Origin of the sequence: Burkholderia sp. WSM2232, from assembly GCF_000472545.1 — a bacterium.
Classification (GTDB): domain Bacteria; phylum Pseudomonadota; class Gammaproteobacteria; order Burkholderiales; family Burkholderiaceae; genus Paraburkholderia.
Map to the genome: position 1 here is coordinate 12,974 of NZ_AWZV01000037.1, position 18,834 is coordinate 31,807.

20 protein-coding genes are annotated in these 18,834 nt (G+C 63.5%); 10 read left to right on the forward strand and 10 right to left on the reverse strand.

Translation table 11 applies throughout. The annotated features are described in order from the left end of the window. Positions 1-728 precede the first annotated feature (728 nt). Positions 729-1,748 (forward strand): peptidoglycan DD-metalloendopeptidase family protein, encoded by a 1,020-nt coding sequence (locus F757_RS0126585; protein WP_232221462.1) that lies wholly within the window; start codon positions 729-731, stop codon positions 1,746-1,748. A gap of 29 nt (positions 1,749-1,777) precedes the next feature. On the opposite strand, the gene F757_RS0126590 is transcribed toward F757_RS0126585, so the two are convergent. Next, positions 1,778-2,596, reverse strand: a complete 819-nt coding sequence (locus F757_RS0126590; RefSeq protein WP_027214039.1) for an alpha/beta fold hydrolase — start codon at positions 2,594-2,596, stop codon at positions 1,778-1,780. A 37-nt stretch (positions 2,597-2,633) separates the two neighbouring features. Beyond that, positions 2,634-3,032, reverse strand: coding sequence for a hypothetical protein (locus F757_RS0126595; RefSeq protein ID WP_027214040.1), 399 nt, complete (start codon positions 3,030-3,032; stop codon positions 2,634-2,636). A 363-nt stretch (positions 3,033-3,395) separates the two neighbouring features. Here F757_RS0126595 and F757_RS0126600 point away from each other — a divergent pair, with 363 nt between their 5' ends. The 4 genes from F757_RS0126600 (at position 3,396) to F757_RS0126615 (ending at position 8,135) form a co-directional block, all read left to right on the forward strand. Continuing rightward, entirely contained in the window at positions 3,396-3,875 is a 480-nt protein-coding gene (locus F757_RS0126600; protein WP_027214041.1) for a hypothetical protein, read from the forward strand. A gap of 224 nt (positions 3,876-4,099) precedes the next feature. Next, positions 4,100-4,555, forward strand: coding sequence for a (2Fe-2S)-binding protein (locus F757_RS0126605; RefSeq protein ID WP_006053023.1), 456 nt, complete (start codon positions 4,100-4,102; stop codon positions 4,553-4,555). A 1-nt stretch (position 4,556) separates the two neighbouring features. Further along, positions 4,557-6,809 carry a xanthine dehydrogenase family protein molybdopterin-binding subunit gene (locus F757_RS0126610; protein WP_027214042.1) on the forward strand — a complete coding sequence of 751 codons (2,253 nt, stop codon included), beginning with the start codon at positions 4,557-4,559 and terminating at the stop codon, positions 6,807-6,809. 12 nt (positions 6,810-6,821) lie between these two features. After that, entirely contained in the window at positions 6,822-8,135 is a 1,314-nt protein-coding gene (locus F757_RS0126615) for a c-type cytochrome (RefSeq protein WP_027214043.1), read from the forward strand. A 115-nt stretch (positions 8,136-8,250) separates the two neighbouring features. Here F757_RS0126615 and F757_RS0126620 read toward each other — a convergent pair whose 3' ends face one another. From F757_RS0126620 to F757_RS0126630, 3 genes are read right to left on the reverse strand one after another with little or no spacing between them, the layout of a single operon-like run. Further along, positions 8,251-8,907 carry an amino acid ABC transporter permease gene (locus F757_RS0126620; RefSeq protein WP_013343208.1) on the reverse strand — a complete coding sequence of 219 codons (657 nt, stop codon included), beginning with the start codon at positions 8,905-8,907 and terminating at the stop codon, positions 8,251-8,253. 2 nt (positions 8,908-8,909) lie between these two features. Further along, a complete protein-coding gene (locus F757_RS0126625) occupies positions 8,910-9,656 on the reverse strand; it encodes an amino acid ABC transporter permease (RefSeq protein WP_027214044.1) in 747 nt (248 codons plus the stop codon). A 41-nt stretch (positions 9,657-9,697) separates the two neighbouring features. Continuing rightward, on the reverse strand, positions 9,698-10,528 hold the full coding sequence (locus tag F757_RS0126630; RefSeq protein ID WP_027214045.1) for a transporter substrate-binding domain-containing protein: 831 nt from the start codon (positions 10,526-10,528) through the stop codon (positions 9,698-9,700). A 311-nt stretch (positions 10,529-10,839) separates the two neighbouring features. On the opposite strand from F757_RS0126630, the gene F757_RS0126640 reads away from it, so the two are divergent. Further along, entirely contained in the window at positions 10,840-11,733 is an 894-nt protein-coding gene (locus tag F757_RS0126640) for a LysR substrate-binding domain-containing protein (RefSeq protein ID WP_027214047.1), read from the forward strand. Positions 11,734-11,760: 27 nt separating this feature from the next. Here the strand turns inward: F757_RS0126640 and F757_RS0126645 are convergent, their stop codons facing one another. Continuing rightward, entirely contained in the window at positions 11,761-12,843 is a 1,083-nt protein-coding gene (locus F757_RS0126645) for a calcium:proton antiporter (RefSeq protein ID WP_027214048.1), read from the reverse strand. A gap of 361 nt (positions 12,844-13,204) precedes the next feature. Continuing rightward, on the reverse strand, positions 13,205-13,567 hold the full coding sequence (locus tag F757_RS0126650; RefSeq protein ID WP_027214049.1) for a BON domain-containing protein: 363 nt from the start codon (positions 13,565-13,567) through the stop codon (positions 13,205-13,207). A 399-nt stretch (positions 13,568-13,966) separates the two neighbouring features. Here F757_RS0126650 and F757_RS0126655 point away from each other — a divergent pair, with 399 nt between their 5' ends. Together F757_RS0126655 and F757_RS0126660 are read left to right on the forward strand one after the other, a co-directional pair. Further along, complete coding sequence (locus F757_RS0126655) at positions 13,967-14,614, forward strand: DNA-3-methyladenine glycosylase (protein ID WP_027214050.1); 648 nt, start codon at positions 13,967-13,969, stop codon at positions 14,612-14,614. Positions 14,615-14,886: 272 nt separating this feature from the next. Then, on the forward strand, positions 14,887-15,231 hold the full coding sequence (locus F757_RS0126660) for a DUF4148 domain-containing protein (RefSeq protein WP_013343215.1): 345 nt from the start codon (positions 14,887-14,889) through the stop codon (positions 15,229-15,231). A 478-nt stretch (positions 15,232-15,709) separates the two neighbouring features. Here the strand turns inward: F757_RS0126660 and F757_RS0126670 are convergent, their stop codons facing one another. Continuing rightward, on the reverse strand, positions 15,710-16,153 hold the full coding sequence (locus tag F757_RS0126670) for a CBS domain-containing protein (protein ID WP_027214051.1): 444 nt from the start codon (positions 16,151-16,153) through the stop codon (positions 15,710-15,712). 301 nt (positions 16,154-16,454) lie between these two features. Between F757_RS0126670 and ribA the strand changes: the two genes are divergently transcribed. Beyond that, positions 16,455-17,105, forward strand: a complete 651-nt coding sequence (gene ribA / locus F757_RS0126675; protein ID WP_027214052.1) for a GTP cyclohydrolase II — start codon at positions 16,455-16,457, stop codon at positions 17,103-17,105. A 186-nt stretch (positions 17,106-17,291) separates the two neighbouring features. On the opposite strand, the gene F757_RS36685 is transcribed toward ribA, so the two are convergent. Further along, complete coding sequence (locus F757_RS36685) at positions 17,292-17,489, reverse strand: hypothetical protein (RefSeq protein ID WP_027214053.1); 198 nt, start codon at positions 17,487-17,489, stop codon at positions 17,292-17,294. On the opposite strand from F757_RS36685, the gene F757_RS35450 reads away from it, so the two are divergent. Beyond that, positions 17,397-17,630: a 3-oxoacyl-[acyl-carrier-protein] synthase III C-terminal domain-containing protein gene (locus F757_RS35450; protein WP_232221465.1), complete on the forward strand. Its 234-nt coding sequence runs from the start codon at positions 17,397-17,399 to the stop codon at positions 17,628-17,630. The two genes, F757_RS36685 and F757_RS35450, sit on opposite strands and share 93 nt — an antisense overlap. 60 nt (positions 17,631-17,690) lie before the next feature. Here the strand turns inward: F757_RS35450 and F757_RS0126690 are convergent, their stop codons facing one another. Beyond that, positions 17,691-18,809: an NAD(P)/FAD-dependent oxidoreductase gene (locus F757_RS0126690; protein WP_027214054.1), complete on the reverse strand. Its 1,119-nt coding sequence runs from the start codon at positions 18,807-18,809 to the stop codon at positions 17,691-17,693. Between the last annotated feature and the right edge of the window lie 25 nt (positions 18,810-18,834).

An 18,834-nucleotide genomic window follows, 5' to 3' on the forward strand; every position in this document is an offset into this window, starting at 1 on the left:
TCTTCATCGCCCGGATGCAGGCTGACGAAGCAAAAAAATATTCTGAAGGGAAGGTGTTCCGTTGAGCTGTGGACCGGCGTTGCGCCGCCGGTCCACTTCAGGGAAAACCTAAGAATATTTTTTTTGCGCTTCGCAACCTATCGTCCGTTTCCTAATCCGGCTTCGGAAAAATCCTAAAGCATGGGCGCGAGCGCAACGATGAGCACCGTCAGGCGCCGACATGTACCCGACCCGACTGCGCGCCCCGGTCATCGCGTTTCTGGAACCGGCGACTCAAGTTCTGGCACTGGCGTGCCGTTATGCAGATGGCGTCGGTGCCGCTGGAGTTGCGCTCGGTGCGCGCGCAATGGTTGTACGCACAACGCTTTGCTCAAAGGAAGGTGCGTAAAGTTTGTATCAGACTGTTGGACGCACCGCGTTTTGTGTAAAACCCACTTTACAATCCCGCTGGAAATTTAATCGCCATCTGGTTCCATCTGTGGAAAGTGGCGGCCTTGAGCTCCCGAAATCGCCGCCGCCGTGAGCGGCGAATCGACGAGTCGAAGAGTCGAAGAGTCGAAGAGTCGAAAAACCGGTAGGGCCAGCCGCCCGCCAGCGGTGACGGTCGCAAGACGCTCGGCGGGTCGCCACGCGAAAGAGCGAGCGTCAGCGTACCGCGCGCATCGCAGTCCGGTGGTGAGGCGGCAAGGCGGCGTCCGGCCCGCCGACAGAACAAGCAGGAGTCGAACATGATGGGAAAGCGCTTCGACAGAGCAATGGTGACAGGCGTCGCCGGCGCCTGGCTCGCGCTCGCAATGAGCGGTTGCGCCAACGTCGGACAGCAGTCCGGGCAGGACGCAGCGGCATCGGTGGCACCGGTGGCGTCGGGCGTGCCCGTGGCGGGTGCAGCGAGCGTGCAAGGCGCGGGCGTAGCGCCTTCGTCGGCGAATGCCGCGAGAGGTGGTGGTGCGGCGCAGGCTGCGCCGGCCAGCAAGGCGCAGCCGCTGGTCTATCGCGTGAAGCGCGGCGACACGCTCGCGCGCATTGCACAGCGTCACCATTGCAGCGTCAAGCAGTTGCAGGCGTGGAACGGACTGAAAGCGTCATCGCGGCTGAAGAACGGCCAGGCGTTGCGCGTGGCATCGCCGGAAACCGTGCAGGCGGTGAATGCCGCAGCGGCAGCGGCAAAAGCTGCCGCTGCCACGCCAGGTGCGTCGTCCGCGCAGGCTCCCGCAGCCACGCCAAGTGGATCGTCCGCGCAGGCCCCCGCTGCCACGCAAGCTGCGTCGTCCGCGCAGGCTCCCGCCGTAGCGGGTTTGCCAGGCTCGCCGGCAGCTCAAGCGCCCAGTGCCGCAGAAGCGCGCGAAGTCGCGCAACAGGTCACGCGCCGGGCAAACAGCGTGGCGCTGGCGTGGCCCGCGGGCGGCCGGGTCGTCGAAGCGTTCCAGCCGGGCGAGACGCGCGGCATCGAGATTGGCGGCAAGCCGGGCGATCCGGTTCGCGCGGCCGCCGACGGCAAGGTCATGTACGCTGGCACGGGCTTGAACAGCTACGGCAGTCTGATTATCGTGCAGCACAACAAGGACTTTTTGACCGCGTACTCGCATAACCGCAAGCTGCTGGTCAAAACTGGCGACATCGTTCGACAGGGTCAGCAGATCGCCGAAATGGGCGACGAAAACAATTCGCGCGTGTCAGTCGGCTTCGAATTGCGTCGCGACGGCAAACCTGTCGATCCGATGCCGTATCTGCCGCAAGGACGAGGCTAGAGCGCCGCTGAGCGCTTGACGCGGCGGCGTCAGTCGAGCCACCTCAGCGCCGCCGCGACGATGGCCTCCGGCGCGTCCTCCTGTACCAGGTGGCCCGCGCGCGGCACGGCCTGAAAACGCGCCTCGGGAATCACCCCGGCAAGACGCCGGCCGCGTTCCAGCGGAATCCACTGGTCCTCTTCGCCCCATAGAATCTGCGTTGGACAGCGCAGCTGCGAGTAGCGCGGCTCGACTTCATCGGTATAGCGCTGATCCATTTGTGCTATTTGCCGGTAGAACGCGGCTTGTCCTGTTGCGCCGAGCCACGGCGTGACATAGGGCGCGAGCTCTTGGTCAGTGATGTCGCGCGCGATCGCGCCGCGCACATAGGCGCTCACCACGGCTTCATGAACGTAGGGCGGCAGGCCGGCGAACGCATCGCCGTGGCGGCGCACGTGCTGCACGAATGGCGAGCCCCACGGCGCCAGTGCGACCGGATCGATCAGCGTCAGGCTGCGATACTCGCAACCGTCGATAAGATGCGCGCGCAACGAAGTTGCGCCGCCGAAGTCATGGGCGATCACGTCCGGGCTCTTCACTTGCCAGTGTGCGAGCAGCTCGGCGAGCAAGACGTTCTGAACGCCGAGCGACACGTCCTGCCCATCGCTCATCTGCGACTGGCCATAGCCGAGCAGATCGTAATAATGGACCGTGCGCGCCTGCGCCAGATGAGGCGCAATGCGATGCCACACATAGGACGAGAACGGCGTGCCATGCACGAGCACGAGCGGCGGTCCGGTTCCTGTCACCGCAAAGCGCACGGTCTGATCGCGGAACGTGTAGGTCTCGGGAAGTGGCCAGTCGGTCATGGCAGCGAGCGGGAGCGACACAGTGAGCGCGAGCGGTCTACCTGGTCTGCGCGCCGCGCAGCACCTGCGACACCTGCCCATGCAGATGCAGGATGCCCGGATCGGCCTGCAACAGCGGCAGATAACGCGGCAAGAAAATATTGTTCGGCTGATCTGTGGAAAATAGGCCGGTGACCGCTTCGGCCGCGGCCAGCCGGTCCGCCGAATCGGCTTCCTTGTCGTCGAGTATCTCGTCGACGTTCGCGATGATCGTGGAAAGCGGCGTGAGCCAGCGGAACCCCGAGCCGTTGATCAGCACCTGCAGAAATGCAGCGGGCGTGACCGGGCCGAACTCCTTCTCATACGCCGAGCGCTCGTGATCGAGTATCGCCTTGTGCAGCGCGAGCAGCGGCCTGCGGATATCCGAGAGGAACTGGGTGCATTGCTGGTCGTTCATGATGCGTCTCCTTCGGATGGTCGGTGCGGTCGCGTCCATGCTAACAAAAATGCGCGCCACGGGCCGCGTTGGGTGCCTTTTGCAATGGCGTGGTGTCGTTGGCGCGGTGATTTGCACTGGGGGTCGGCGTGGAGGTTCGGGCTGGTGCTTTTGGACTACAACATAATGCATTGTGGGAAACCGGATGCTGGACGGGGTCCGATAACGTTTCCCCGTGCAGTCGACAGCAGGCGGCCGAAGGGTCCGCCAGATTGTCGATAACCGGCAGCAACTTCGGGGCACAGGCGTATGCGCCTGACTCCGCTGTGGCGCAACCCGCACCAACCCGTCCATGGACATTCTCGCAGGCATCGCGAAAGTCAAATGAGCGAAACCCAAATCGTCGTGCGCACCCTGCCGAACAGACCGCGCCTGGTGCTGGAAAAGCCAACGGGCCGTCTGACGCCTCTTACCGGATCAGAGTCATTGCCCGTGCGTGGTTTTGCGTTTCCGGTCGAGGGCAAGACGTTCGTGCAGTATGCGGAAGATGGGCGGATGTACCTTCAACTCGAGGCGCAACGATGGGAAATTGGCCCGGCTAGCGATGTGCGCTATGGCCACAACTTCGAGAAGAAAACCACGACATTCACCATCAACGAATTCAGCGTCGAATATGACGCATGGTGGGCTCACGATCCAACGTTCAACAAGTTCGCTGCGGAGCGCGACCAGGATGAAGACCCGCTCGCCTACGTATATCACCTCTACAAGGACGACGAGGAGCGCAAGGACTATATCCTGCGCATGATGCAAGGCCAGGATCGCCATGACCTGGCATATTCACGCAACCATATGCGAGGGTGACCTCCGTAATCCGAATGAGCGCGTGCACGCTCCAGGCGAACTTTTTTGCGCGCGGCTACAATCGCCGGACCTCACAGTGCACCAGTGCAGCGACTCTTCTCGCGGGCCGCGCATGGGCATCGCACATTAGTCCGGACTCTCGAATAAACGCGGCAAGTCATTGCCTTTTGATCGGCATGCTGGTCTAAAGAGCCGAATAAAGATAAACCCACAAGGAACCGCTCATGACAACGTTCAACATCAACGGCGAGACGCATACCGTCGACGCACCGCCTGACATGCCACTCCTGTGGGTCTTGCGCGACCTTGTCGGTCTGACCGGCACGAAATTCGGTTGCGGCATTGCTCAATGCGGCGCGTGTACGGTGCATCTCGACGGCGTGGCTGTGCGCTCGTGCGTGCTGCCGGCTGCGGCTGTCGGCGACAAAAAAATCACCACCATCGAAGCAGTCGGCAACACGCCGGCCGGTCAGAAAGTGCAGCAGGCCTGGCGTCAACTCGACGTCGTGCAATGCGGCTACTGCCAGTCGGGCCAGGTCATGTCGGCGGCCTCGCTGATTGCGAGCAACCCCAATCCCAGCGATGCGGACATCGACGCCGCCATGGCCGGCAACATCTGCCGCTGTGGCACCTACAACCGCATCCGCGCGGCGATCAAGCATGCGGCGAAGGGAGTCTGACATGTCGCAAGGATTGCTCGATGCACATCGCGACGCGAAGCGCCCGCAAGCCGGATCGCATGAACCACGCGGCTTGTCGCGCCGCACATTCCTCAAGCTCGGGGTGAGCGTGGGCGCGGCGGCGGGCGGCGGCCTGCTGCTCGGCTTCAGCATGCCGGCCGTCAGTCAGGATCAGAAGGCGGGCAAGTCCGTGATCGGCGGCGACGGGAACGAAACGCCTCAAAACGGTGTGTTCGCACCGAACGCGTTTATTCAGATCGACACAGCAGGCAAGGTCACGCTGATCATTCCCAAGGTCGAAATGGGGCAGGGCGTGTACACCTCCATTCCGATGCTGATTGCGGAGGAGCTGGAGGTTCCGCTCGACACCGTCACGCTCGATCATGCGCCGCCCGACGAAAAGCTCTTCATGGACCCGCTGCTCGGCGGCCAGCTCACCGGCGGTTCCACCTCGATCCGCTATGCATGGGAGCCGATGCGCCGGGCCGGCGCGACGGCCCGCACGCTGCTCATCAGCGCGGCCGCGCAGCAATGGCAGGTGGATGCGGCGAGCTGCCATGCGCAGGCCGGCCAGGTCATTCATGCGGCGAGCAATCGCAGCATCGGTTACGGCCAACTGGTGGAGGCGGCCGCGAAATTGCCCGCGCCGCAGAACGTGCCGCTGAAGAATCCGAAGGACTTCAGGATTGTCGGCACGGCGGTCAAGCGCCTCGATTCTCCGGAAAAGGTGGACGGCACCGCCCGCTTCGGTCTTGACGTGCGCGTGCCCGACATGGTCTATGCGGCCATCGCCAATTGTCCGGTGTTTGGGGGCACGCTCGCGAGCGTCGACGATACCCACGCGAAAAAGATTCCCGGCGTGCGTCAGGTCGTGAAGATCGACAACGCGGTCGCCGTGATCGGCGACCACACGTGGGCTGCCAAACGGGGCTTGCAGGCGCTCGACATCAAGTGGAACGAAGGCGCGAACGCCAGTGTTTCGATGAAGCAGATCGTCGACGATCTCGCGCATGCGTCGCAGCGCGACGGCGCGGTGGCGCGCAAGGAAGGCGACGTCGCGCAGGCTTTTTCGAACGCGAAGAAGCGCGTCGATGTGATCTACCAGCAGCCGTTTCTCGCGCACGCCACGATGGAGCCGATCAACTGCACGGTACACGTGCGGCCCGACAGCTGCGAAGTCTGGCTCGGCTCGCAAGTGCCCACGCGCGTGCGCGACGCGGCGATGGCCGTCACCGGCTTGCCCGCCGACAAGATCATCGTGCACAACCATCTGATCGGCGGCGGCTTTGGGCGGCGGCTGGAATTCGACATGGTCACGCAGGCGGTCAAGATCGCCCGACAGGTGTCGGCGCCCGTCAAAGTGCTGTGGACGCGTGAAGAAGACATTCAGCACGACATGTATCGCCCGTACTACTACGACAAGATCTCCGCGGGTCTGGACGCGAACGGCAAGCCGCTTGCATGGCAGCACCGCATTGTCGGCTCGTCTATCCTCGCGCGCTTCGCGCCGCCCGCGTTCAAGAACGGGCTCGATCCCGACGCGGTGGAGGTGGCCGCGGACCTGCCGTACGACTTGCCGAACCAGCTGGTCGACTACGTGCGTCAGGAGCCGCACGCGATACCCACCGCGTTCTGGCGTGGCGTCGGCCCGACGCGCAGCACCTTCGTAGTGGAGAGTTTCATCGACGAACTCGCGGCCGAGGCGAAGGTCGACCCGGTCAAGTATCGGCACGATCTGCTTGGCAAGACGCCGCGCGCGCTGAACGTGCTCAACACCGCTGCGCAGGCGGCCAACTGGGGCAGCGCGCTGCCGAAAGGCCAGGGGCGCGGCGTGTCGGTCATGCACGCGTTCGGCAGCTACTTTGCGATTGTCGTCGAGGTCGCGGTCGAACAGGGCGAGGTCGCGGTCAAGCGTGTGGTGTGCGCGGTGGATTGCGGCATGGTGGTCAATCCGGACACGGTGGAGGCGCAGGTGCAAGGCGGCATCATCTTCGGCATTACGGGGGCGCTTTATAGCGAGATCACCATCAAGGACGGCCGCGTCCAGCAGAACAACTTCACCGACTACCGGATGCTGCGCATTGACCAGGCGCCGCCTATCGACGTGCATATCGTGAAGAGCAGCGAGGCGCCGGGCGGCATCGGCGAACCTGGCACGGCGGCCCTCGCGCCGGCGCTGACCAACGCGATTTTCGCGGCGACCGGCAAGCGTCTGCGGCAATTGCCGGTGGGCAGCCAGTTGCAAACCGCTTAACGGGAGCCCGATATGAAAAGCACATTGAAGGGTTTCGGCGCGGCGCTGGGTGTCGCGTTGCCGCTGCTGATGCAGGCAGCGACGGCCACGGCGGCAGCAACGGCAGCAACGGCAGCAACGGCAGCGGACCCGGCGCTGGTCCAGCGCGGCGCCTACCTCGCGAAGGCAGGCGATTGCGTGGCGTGTCACACCGCCCCGAAAGGCAAGCCGTTCGCGGGCGGCCTCCCGATGAACACGCCGATGGGCCAGATCTACACGACGAACATCACGCCGGACCCGCAAACCGGCATTGGCCGCTACACGGAGCAGGACTTTGCGCGCGCCATGCGCGAAGGCGTCGCGAAAGACGGGCACAACCTGTATCCGGCCATGCCGTATCCGTCGTATGCAAAGGTCAACGACGAAGACATGAAGGCGCTCTACGCATTCTTCATGAGCGGCGTCGCGCCGGTGCAGCAGGCCAATCGCGAGTCGGATATCAAGTGGCCAATGAACATGCGCTGGCCGCTCAAGCTCTGGAACATGGTGTTCCTCGAAAAGGGCGTGTATCAGAACAAGCCGGGCAAAGACATCGCGTGGAATCGCGGCGCGTATCTGATTCAGGGGCTGGGGCATTGCGGCTCGTGCCATACGCCGCGCGGCATTGCGTTCCAGGAGAAGGCGCTCGACGAAAGCGGCAGCGCGTTTCTGACCGGCGGGCTGCTCGATGGCTGGTTCGCAGCCAACCTGACGGGCGAGCATAACGTCGGCCTCGGGCGCTGGAGCGATCAGGACTTGCAGGCGTTCCTGAAGACCGGCGCGAATCGGCACGCGTCCGCATTCGGCTCGATGACGAGCGTGATCAACAACAGCACGCAGGCGCTGAACGACGCCGACATCGCCGCGATGACGACGTACCTGAAGTCGCTGGCGCCGGCGGGCGGCAACGGCGCGCCGCTTTACACGTACGATCCGCAAGCAACCAGGGTGTCGCTCAATCGTGCGGCCAACGATGCCGGTGCGCGCGTCTACACTGCGTACTGCATGCACTGCCACGGCGTCGACGGGCGCGGCTTCGCGCCAATGCTCGCGCCGCTCGCCGGCAATCCGAACGTGCTGGAGAAAGACGCGTCGTCGCTGATCAACGTCACGCTCAACGGCACGGAAGATCTTGTGATCGGCGGCATTCCCGCGCCGTATCCAATGCCGACGTACGCGCCGGTGCTGAACGATCAGCAGATCGCCGACGTGCTCACTTTCGTGCGCGCCGGCTGGAACAACGGCGCGCCGGCAGTCACGGCCGCCGAGGTAGCGAAGCTGCGCAAGTCGACACAAGCTGCGCGTTAGCACCGGTTCATCTGGTCGACCAGCGGCACATGAAAAAAGCGTCAACCGTCTTGCGGCGGTCGACGCTTTTTTTTGCGCGAGCCGTGAGTTCGCGTTCATGCCGCTGCGCTGGTGGCTAACGATGCTGGCCCACCTTGTTGCGCTTTTCCAGCACGCGTGCATACCACGTGAGCGGAAAGCACATCGCAAAGTAGATCATGGCGACCATGCCGTAGATGGGGAACGGGCGGAACGCCGCGTTGGTGATCATCGTGCCGGTCTTGGTCAATTCCGTGAAGCCGATGATCGACGCAAGCGCCGTGCTCTTGACCACCTGCACGAGAAAACCGACCGTCGGCGCGACGGCGATTTTCAATGCCTGCGGCCAGACGATATAGCGCAACTGCTGGCCGAATGTCATGCCGAGACTCGCGCCCGCGGCCCATTGACCGCGCGGCACGGCTTCCACGCAGCCGCGCCAGATGTCGACCAGATACGCGCTTGTATAAAGCGTCAACGTGACAGTGGCCGCGACCCACGGCGATACGTCCACGCCGACGAGCGGCAAGCCGAAAAAGGCCAGAAACAATTGCATGAGCAGCGGCGTGCCCTGAAACACTTCCACATACAGCACGACGATGCGGCGCAGCCAGGCGACAGGCGACACGCGCATTGCGAGCAGCAGAAGGCCCACCAGGCCGCCGCCCACAAACGCGATCAGCGAGAGCAGCACCGTCCAGCGAGCGGCCAGCAGCAGGTTGCGGGCGATGTCCCAAAGGGTGAATTCGACCATGATCAACGCTCCGTCGGCAGAGTGCGGGGAGCTCGCCACATGAGGCGCGCGCGCCAGCCGCGCGGCGTGCTTTCCGACCCGCGCGCGGCTCGCCCGGCGAACAGGCCGCGTCCAAACCGGTTGAGAATCTGGCGTAGCGCAATGGAGAGCAGCAGATACGTCGCGGTGATAATCACGTAGCTTTCGAACGAGCGGAAGTTACGCGACTGGATGAAGTTGGCCGCATAGGTGAGGTCGGGCACGGAGATCTGCGACACGACCGCCGAACCCAGCATCACGATCAGCACCTGGCTTAGCAGCGCGGGAAACACGTTGGCGAGCGCCTGCGGCAACACGACGTAGCGGAACACCTGGCGCCCGTGCAGGCCGAGCGCCTGGGCCGCCTGGATCTGGCCGCGCGAGATCGAATCGATGCCGGCGCGCACGATCTCGATCGCGTAGGCGCCCAGGTTGACCGTCATCGCCAGAATCGCGGCCTGGATTTCGTCGATATGAATGCCGAGGCTCGGCAGGCCGAAGAACACGAAAAAGAGCTGCACGATGAACGGCGTGTTGCGGATCAACTCCACGTAGCTCGCCACCACCCAGCGTGCCCATGCGGGGCCGGCCACCGCGACACTCGCGCCGGCAATGCCGAGCAGGCCGCCGAGCAACGTCGAGACGGCGGTCAGCGCGAGAGTGACGGCCACGCCGTGCGCGAGCATGCCCGCATAGAGGCCGAAGCCGCTGAAATCGAACGCATAGGTCATGACTTGGCGCTCATCGTGAGGTCAAACTCCGTACCGTAAATTCAGAGGTCGGCAGGCAGCGGCGCACGCAACCATTTCTGCGAGATCGCATTCATGGTGCCGTCGCTGCGAGCCTTGGCGATGGTTTCGTCGACTTTCTGCTTCAGGCGCGGCTCGTTCTTGTTCAGACCGACGTGGTCCGGCGAGCTGAACAGCGAGAACTTCTGCTCGGGATCGTTCGCGGGATGACGCGCGAGAATCGTGGCGCCCACGTCGTTGCCGACGACCATCAACTGTACCTGACCAGAAATAAACGCCGAAATTGCTCCGTTCGGATCGTCGAAACGTTTGATGTTCGCGGTGGGCGGCGCGATTTTCGTGACACTCAGGTCTTCCAGCGTGCCGCGCGCCACCGAAATGGACTTGCCGGCGAGGTCGGCTGCATTCTTCACGGGCAAGGCTTTCGGGCCGAATACGGCGAGGTAGTAGGGCGCGTAGGGTTTGGAGAAGTCGATCACCTTTTCGCGTTCCGGCGTCTGGCCCACCGACAGCAGCATGTCGGTCTTGCGGTCGGCGAGGTAGGCCATGCGGTTGTCGCCCGTTACCTGCACGAGTTCCACCCTTGCGTTGAGCGCGCGGCCAATCAGATTGGCCACGTCGATGTCGTAGCCCATCGGCTTCATGTCGGGGCCGATCGAGCCGAACGGCGGATAGTCCATGAACACGCCAATACGCACTGTGCCCGTTTTGGCGATGTTATCCAGCGCATCGGCATGGGCGGCCGGCGAGAACGCGCTCAGCGCGCCGGCGGCGGTGACGGCGAGCGCCGCGGCAAGAGTGGCGAACGCGCGGCGCGCGATCGACTTCGGTTGAACGGGCTTGGGCTGGTTCATGGTTTGTCCTCTGTCGTAAAACGCGTATTGGAATGAGCTGGACTCTAGGTTTGCCAAAATCCCTCAACAAACGAAATATCCGCATGGAGGCCATGACGTAAGCTCATGCGACCGGCATCGTGGGCCCGCCGCCGCCCGGTGAAGCGAATGAAGCCGTGCGTCGCCTGACGCATGAGCCACACGCATGCGGCCAGGGTCCGCCGCAATTCGTCGCAGTGGGCGCAATCGCGTATCCTGTGGGGCCGGCGGGTGCGGCGCGAGAGGCTGCCGGCGTGCCGGCCAGAATGACTTTTTCTTATCCGGACACTTAGATGCGACGACTTCCGCCGCTCAACGCACTGCAGATTTTCGAAACGGTGGCGCGCCATCGCAGCTTCACGCGCGCCGCCGACCATTTGTGTCTCACGCAGGGAGCGGTGAGCCGGCAGATCATCGCGCTCGAGGACTACTACAAGTTCCCGCTGTTCAAGCGTCACGCCAAGGGCCTCACGCTCACCGCCGAAGGTGAGTTGCTGCTGCCGGCGGTAAAGGAAAGTTTCGCGCGCATCGAGGAGATCTCGCTGCGCCTTACACGGCAGCGCACAGATCTCGCGCTGAAGGTGCCGACCTGTGTGATGCGCTGGATGCTGCCGAAAATCATGCGCTTCCAGGCCGAGTATCCGGAGCTGCACGTGCAGATCACCACGACATGGCAGCACGACGTCGACTTCCAGCTGGAACCGTTCGATGCGGCCATCATTTATGGCTCGTCGCCGGGAGCGGACGTGCAAGCGGTGCCGCTCTTCGAAGAGCGTCTGACGCCCGTGTGTGCGCCCGATCTGCTGAAGGACAAGCCGCTCACCGCGCTCGGCGATCTGGCGCGTCATACGCTACTGCATCCGACTCGCGATCATCGGGACTGGAAGATGTGGCTTGCGAGGGTTGCCGAAACGGACCCCGTCAACGCGCGCGCCATCGACGCCGAACACGGTCCGAGTTTCGACACGCTCGACATGGCGACCAATGCGGCGTTGCAGGGCTTCGGGGTGGCCATCAGCGATCTCGCGCTGATAGACGAAGACGTGGCCGCGCGGCGTCTCGTTCGGCCCTTTGACACCGTGCTCAAGACGGGGTGGCGCTACTACTTCGTGCATCCGGACTCGGTCGCGCATCAGCAAAAGCTGAAGCTCTTTCGCGACTGGATCGCGGCGCATTGGGAAGAGTGAACGCGGGCTCGCGTCGAAGGCAATGCGTCAGGGCGCGAATGACAGGAACAGATAGGCGGCGAACAGCGACAGATGCACCGCGCCTTGCAGAATCGTGGTGCGTCCGGTGCTGAGCGTGAGTGTGCCGACCAGTAGCGTCAGCAACAGCAGCACGGTTTCCTTGCCGTTGATGCCGAGCACGAGCGGTTCGCCCGTCGTCAGAAAGACGGCCGCCACGGTCGGAATGGTCAGGCCGATACTGGCGAGAGCCGAACCCAGTGCGAGATTCAGACTGTTCTGCAAGCGGTCTGCGCGCGCCGCGCGCACTGCGGCCAGACCCTCGGGCAGCAGCACGAGCGCGGCGATCACGATGCCGACCACCGCCGGCGGCGCGCCCGCGTTTTCAACCGCTGTTTCGACTACCGGCGACAATAGCTTGGCCAGCAGCACGACCGCGACCAGGCATACCAGCAACAAGCCGCCGCTCGTAAGCGCAAGCGCGGCGCGAGGCGGCGCGGCGTGCGCGTTTTCGTCGGGCACGTCGGCAAGAAAGTAGTCGCGGTGCCGGACCGTCTGCACGAACACAAACACGCCATATAGCACGAGCGACGACACCCCGGCGAACGCCAGTTGCGACGACGACAGCACCGGACCGGCATGAGTCGTGGTGTAGTTCGGCATGACGAGCGTCAGCACGGACAACGACGCGAGCACGGCGAGCGCTGCAGCCGCACCGCGAATCTGGAAATCCTGCTCGCGATGGCGGATGCCGCCCACCAGCAGGCACAGTCCGACAATGCCGTTACAGACGATCATGACAGCGGCAAACACCGTGTCGCGCGCGAGTCCGGCTTTCTCAGGACCGGAGGTCAGCATGACCGAGATGATCAGCGCGACCTCGATCACCGTGACCGCGACCGCCAGCACCAGGGTGCCGAACGGTTCGCCGACGCGATGCGCGACCACTTCTGCGTGGTGCACGGCGGCAAATACCGCCGAACACAGCGCGAGCCCCACCAGGGCGAGCAACAGTCCATTGCCCGGCAACACATAGGCCGCACCGAGCACGATCCACGCGACGAGCGGCACGGCCAGAGTCCAGCGGGGCAAGACGGTCGCGGGCGTGGTCATCGGCTTCCCTTTGTCTGTGTTTTCCAGATGGTGCGACGTGCTCGGTATTGCGAGCGATGGGCTGTTCGATTCTTGAGGCGATGCATTAAGAGTGCTGCATAATGCGTTGAATATTAACGTATATATGCGTGGCCTGGCGCGTCGCGGCGAACGTCCGTCCGGTGAGTAGCGGCGAACTGCCTAGACCACCGTGCGCGATGTGCGCGAGGTGCATTCGGCGGCTGGCGGGCGGCGCGATCTGGAAACGACGCTCATCGCCGTGCGGTCCCGCGAATGTCCCTGCTCTGGCAACCGGACATTCGGGCACCTGCCGGCCAAGGGCGCCGACGCCCTCGCGGCGCCGGCTTAGCGGGTTAGTGCGTTATTGGCCGACCGGACGAACCGTCAAAGCGTTCTTGACCGACGTGACACCTGCTACGCCTTGCGCGGCTTGCGTCGCGATGTCGACCTGCGACTGGTCGGGCACCGAGCCGGCCAGCGTCACTGCACCGCCGCGTGCACGCACGCTGATGTTGGCGACGCTCAGGCCCTTGGTCTTGGCGAGCGCGCCGCGGACCTTGCGGCCGAGCGCACGGTTGGCGGCCTTGGCCTGCTTGCCGGTCGCCGCGGACGAAGCCGTTGCCGCCGGTGCAGCCGCCGCGTCGCTGCTTTGCGCGGATGCATTGAGCGAAGCCAGTACGATCAGCGCGCCGCCGACCATCTTCATTGCCGTGGATGCTTTCATGCGAGTTCTCCTTGTCGTGAATTGGCTGGTCCCCGGTGGGACCGTTTGCTTGCACTACGGGTACAGCGGGATGGAACGCGAAGGACGTTGCTGCAGATCTTGCGAATGCGTGAGGCCGACAGGCCCGGAAGCTGCTGGAGCGGGCCGGAGCCGCGCGGCAGGCCAGGACCTGCTCCTGGCCGGAAGAACACGATACCTCAATTGGTTCCAGAATGAGGTCCGCGGCGCCAGGAATGAGGCGTGGCTACAACGGTCTAGCTGTTGACTGCAAGGCGTTGCAGCGCGGCGAGGCGGTGTTGTGTCGCAGACCCGGCCTGGCCCTTGCGGCAGTGGCCGAAGCCGGCCGGGGCCCATGCAGCACGCAACGTATCCATATCTACGAACACCAAGGCTTAACGCATGCGCAAATCGCAGCTTCCCATCATCCCGTTGTCGCGTGACGATTTGCCGGTGGGCGCGGCAGAGCTCGCGCGTTTCATGATCGGCAAATACCTCGTGCACGACGTGCCGCAGGGGCGCATGAGCGGCCGTATTGTCGAGACCGAGGCGTATCCGATAGGCGATTCGACCAGTCACGCTTTCATTGGGCGTCGCCACTACAACGGCTCGTTGTTTCTCGCGCCCGGCCATGCATACGTGAGACTGACCTACGGAGTCTCGTACATGCTCAATATCTCCGCCGAAGCGCAGGACGTGGGCGCTGGCGTGCTGATTCGCGCGGTGGAGCCGCTCGAGGGCCTGCCGCTCATGGAAGCGCGCCGGCCTGGCGTGCCGTTGCGCGATCTCGCGCGGGGTCCGGGGCGCCTGACCGTGGCGCTCGGCATAGGCCCGTCGTTTGACGGCTACGATCTGTGTACAGGCCGCAATTTGTGGATTGGCGTGATCGAGAAGGGCGATGTGCCTGTGGGCGTGACCACGCGCATTGGGTTGTCTCGCGAGATGCATCGTCCGCTGCGGTTTTTCGAGCCCGGCAGCGCATTCGTGAGCGGCCCGCGCAAACTGCTCGTCGCCCCGCATGCCGATTTCGGCGACGACCCGCAAGTGTGAACGCCGCGCCGGGCAGCGACAGCGGTCAGTAAGGCTGGTCAGCCGGTTTCATCCTGGAATGTGCCCGTCTGAGCGGCGCTGCGCCATTATTACGGTCGCAATGCGGGCTGCATCTGGCTGCCGGCAATTTCGTCGCACTTTTTCAGCTACGACAATTATGTATCTCACAAATAGGGGTTTTCCCTTGGTGTGCCGGTGATTAGACTGGAATCACTCGCTTCCACATGGTGTGGCAAGCGCGGCAAATAAAACCAAGTCTGGAGGTAATAATCATGAAATCGCTTATCAAGGCAGTCGCCATTGCAGCCGTTCTCGCAGCTCCGGTCGCATCGTTCGCGCAGTCGAGCCAGCAACCGGTCACCCGCGCCGAAGTGCGCAACGAACTGATCCAGTTGGAGCGGGCGGGCTATAACCCCGCTGTGAGCAACGACCCGAACTATCCTGCCGACGTCCAGGCCGCCGAACGCCGGGTGCAGGAGCAAAACCCCGCAGTCGCGCAGACCCAGTTGCCGGTCGCCGACACCAGCGGCTACGGCGGCGTGACGAGCGGCTCGTCGCAAGCCGGCGGCGTGCGTGAGCCGATGACGGGTCCGAAGTCGGTCTACTTCGGCAACTAAGCTTCGGCAACCGGGCTTCGGCAACCACGCTTCGGCAACCAGCCGGCGTGCAAAGCGCATCGGGCCGCGACGGACTATGAGGTCCGTCGGCGGCGGCCCGGATCGATGTTCGCGCTGCGCGATCGTCGTGAGCGATCAAGCAGGACGGCAGAAAGACAGCTAGGCGGTGAGTGCGAAGGTTCCGCCTTGCGCTTTCGAGTCGTGACCGGCGCGCGCCGCGATCACGAAGCCGCGCCGCAGCCGGCCAGGCACTTGTCCGGCTAACGGCAACCGATGCGCCCGCATTCTGGCGCCTGCGTGAGCAGGCGTCAGATCCAGAACCTCGGGAGGCCCGGCATCCCGACGGCCCGGCATGACAAGGGCCGTTCAGAATCCCTCGAACCTCCGCTGCCGCAAGGTAGCTTCGCCCAACCGTTCAGCGATTGGGCTTTTTTTGCGGCTAACGGGCTGACATGCGGCAGGCGCGATCCCTAAGGACTCAGGGACGCTCGCCATGAATGTAAAACTCGAGTTGCTGGATGGTGAACTGCTGTTCGGCAATGATGTTCTTCACCAGGTCGCCAATCGACACCATGCCCACGAGCCGCTCATTCTCGATGACCGGCAGATGGCGCATGCGCCGCTCGGTCATGAGCGCCATGCAGTCGTCGGTGGTCTGGTCCGGGCGCACGAAGCGCACCGCCTTGCTCATGATCTCGCGTACCGGTGTGGCCTTCGACGACCGGTCCATCAACACGACCTTGCGAGCATAGTCGCGCTCCGTGACGATTCCCGCGATGCTGTCGCCATCCGTCACGACCAGCGCGCCGATGCCCTTGTCGGCCATCAACCTGATCGCTTCATAGACAGAGTCGTCGGCCCCGATCGTAAAAACGGTGGTGTGGTTCGGTTTGGTTTTGAGAAGCTGTGCAACGGTTGTCATGGAGCGGCTCCGTTTCGCAGTGCAGCACGCCGGCGCGGCGGGCTGTCAGGGACAGTCGATTCCAGTATAGGCGCGACGCGCCAGCGAGTGTGTCCGGGAATAACTGGAGCGCGCGCGGCGGGCAATTCAGGTAGCTCGCGGTTCACCGCTCCTCTTGTGCGCAGATCTCGCGCCGCGGCGGTGCATGAACCGTGCGCCATGCATGGGCATCCGGATGCGGCGGCCCGATTAGCGGTAAACTCCTGTCCGTACCTAATCCCCGGTTTGATCGGGTTCATGTCCAGCACTACTGTCCAACGCCATGCTCACGTCTCACGATCCGTCGCCTGCGGCAGACGGCGCAGTCCAGGGCGAGTGCGTCGTTCTCGACGCCACCGCCACGCTTCCCACGCGCTACGGCACGTTCACCTCTTACGTGTTTCGCGTGATCGAAAGCGGCGCCGAACACCTCGCGCTCGTGATGGGCGACGTCGCCAACAAGTCTTCGGTGTTGACACGCCTGCACTCCGAATGCCTGACGGGTGACGTGCTCGGCTCCTATCGCTGCGATTGCGGCGAGCAACTCGATCTCGCACTGCGCTATATCGCCGCTGAAGGCTGCGGTGTCCTGCTGTACCTGCGCGGCCATGAGGGCCGCGGCATTGGCCTGTCGAACAAGATTCGCGCGTACGCGCTGCAGGAGCAGGGGCGCGACACCGTGGAGGCGAATCTCGACCTTGGTCTGCCGGACGACTCACGCGAATATGACTCGGCGGCGGGCATTTTACGCACGCTGAAAGTCACGTCGGTTCGCCTGATGAGCAACAACCCCGAGAAGTTCGACACGCTCTCCAAACACGGCATTCCGGTGTGCGAACGAGTCGCGCTTGCTATTCCGATGCGCGAGGAAAACGAGCGCTATATACGTACGAAGCAGCTCAAGTTCGGGCATTACTTCGACGAGAACGAATAGGCAGGAGTTGGTACGTGTCCGCGGTGGGCTGCGGTGAGCCAGAATGATCCGCAAGCGATTCAAATCGTGGAGGTATCGCTACAAATCTCCCGTCGACAGCTTGCGGCAGGTGAGGCTCGCTGAAGTCAATCGGAAGACGAAGGGCGCAGTCGAGGTAGCGTGCATGTTCAAGGTGGCACGATTCATCTAGCCGGGCGCGAGGTGTTTCTGCACGCGGTCGTCAATCTCGCCGATGCAGCGCAGGAGGCGTTGGCCGCGAAGGGTTTGAGTAAAGACGATGTTGACTGGGTCGTGCCGCATCAGGCTAATCAGCGGATCGTGCAAACCCAGGCGGAGAAGCTGCATCTGCTGATGGAAAAAGTAGTCCTGACCGTTAACCATCATGGCAACACTTCGGCAGCAGCCGCGGTGCAGGTCAACGGCCGAATCGGGCGGGTTCGGCCGACCGGCGTCGGGCAGAGGTCTGTCAATAGGCGACGGTCGCCGTCCATTCGGCGACCGTCAGGCTGTTGCCTCGGATCGTGAAGCAGTCAACAAACCAAGGCCGCTTCATGGCGTTGCGCTTGAGCCGCGTTACCGCATTGCCTAACCGGCAAAACGCTGGGAGCGATAGGGGTCCAATAGGTTCACCGTCACGCCGTCAAGCAATTCGGTAGTGATGAACTGCGACAGTCCGGCCGCGAGACTGATGCCTGCGTTCGTTGTGATGGACAGCACGCCAGGCAGTTTTTCTGAGCGGCTCACGACAGGCAGTCCGTCAGCGGGAATGACGCGACGCGTTTCGGTGACTTTCTCGACAACGGCGTCCTTCAAGCCCGGTAGCACTCGCGCGGCGACACGTACAAGCTCCTGCGGGTCGGGCGTGCTTGGATCGCCAACGGGCGAACCGGAGAAGTGCTTCGCGATGACCACACGACCGTCGAGGCGCTGGATGGCGTGAACATGCGCGCCAAGAATGACCGAATCGAAGATCCGTGGCAACGGCGCGAGATGGACGACGCTCCCCGTGCTGTGGATGAGCGGTGCCTTAAGTCCCGTGCCTTCGACGAGTTCCGGGTTCGCAATGCCGCCCGCGAAGATGAGAAAATCGGCCTCGCGCTTGCCACTTGCGCTCTGTATCTCATAGCCGCCCGCTGTCTTCGCGAACCCTTGATACGCATCGTGCGGCGAGTACTGCGCCCCGTGTGCGACCGCCGCATCCAGCATCATTGACGTGAGCTGCACCGGGGACATCATTCCTTCGTCGGGCGTGTAGAAAATGTCCGTCTCGGCCCCCGGTTCAAACCCCGGCTCGATCTCGCGCGCCTCGGCGGCGGTGACGCGGTACGTCGGGCTGCCCCAGCGCAGGCGCCGGTCAAGTTCAGCCGCGAGTTCCCGTGCCTCTTCGGTGCCGGGCTCGGCGCTTTGAAAGCAGCCTGACCAGCGAATCGGCAGACCGTCGATTTCGCTTTGCAGGAAACGCCAGCGCAGGTGCGACAGCCGATGCAAATTGAAGTAATGCTGCGCGCCTGCTTCGCCAAGCGAGTCGGCATTGCGAAACTTCGTCTGGTTCGTTATCCACGCGAATGATCCCGACGTGGCGCCTTTCGCGACTTCGTTCTTGTCGAGCACGGTGACGCGCGCGCCGCGTCTCGCGAAATCATAGGCGAGCGTGGTGCCGATAATGCCTGCGCCGATGATGACAACTTTTGGTGCCGAATTCATGGAGTGCCTCTTTGCATTGATGCAG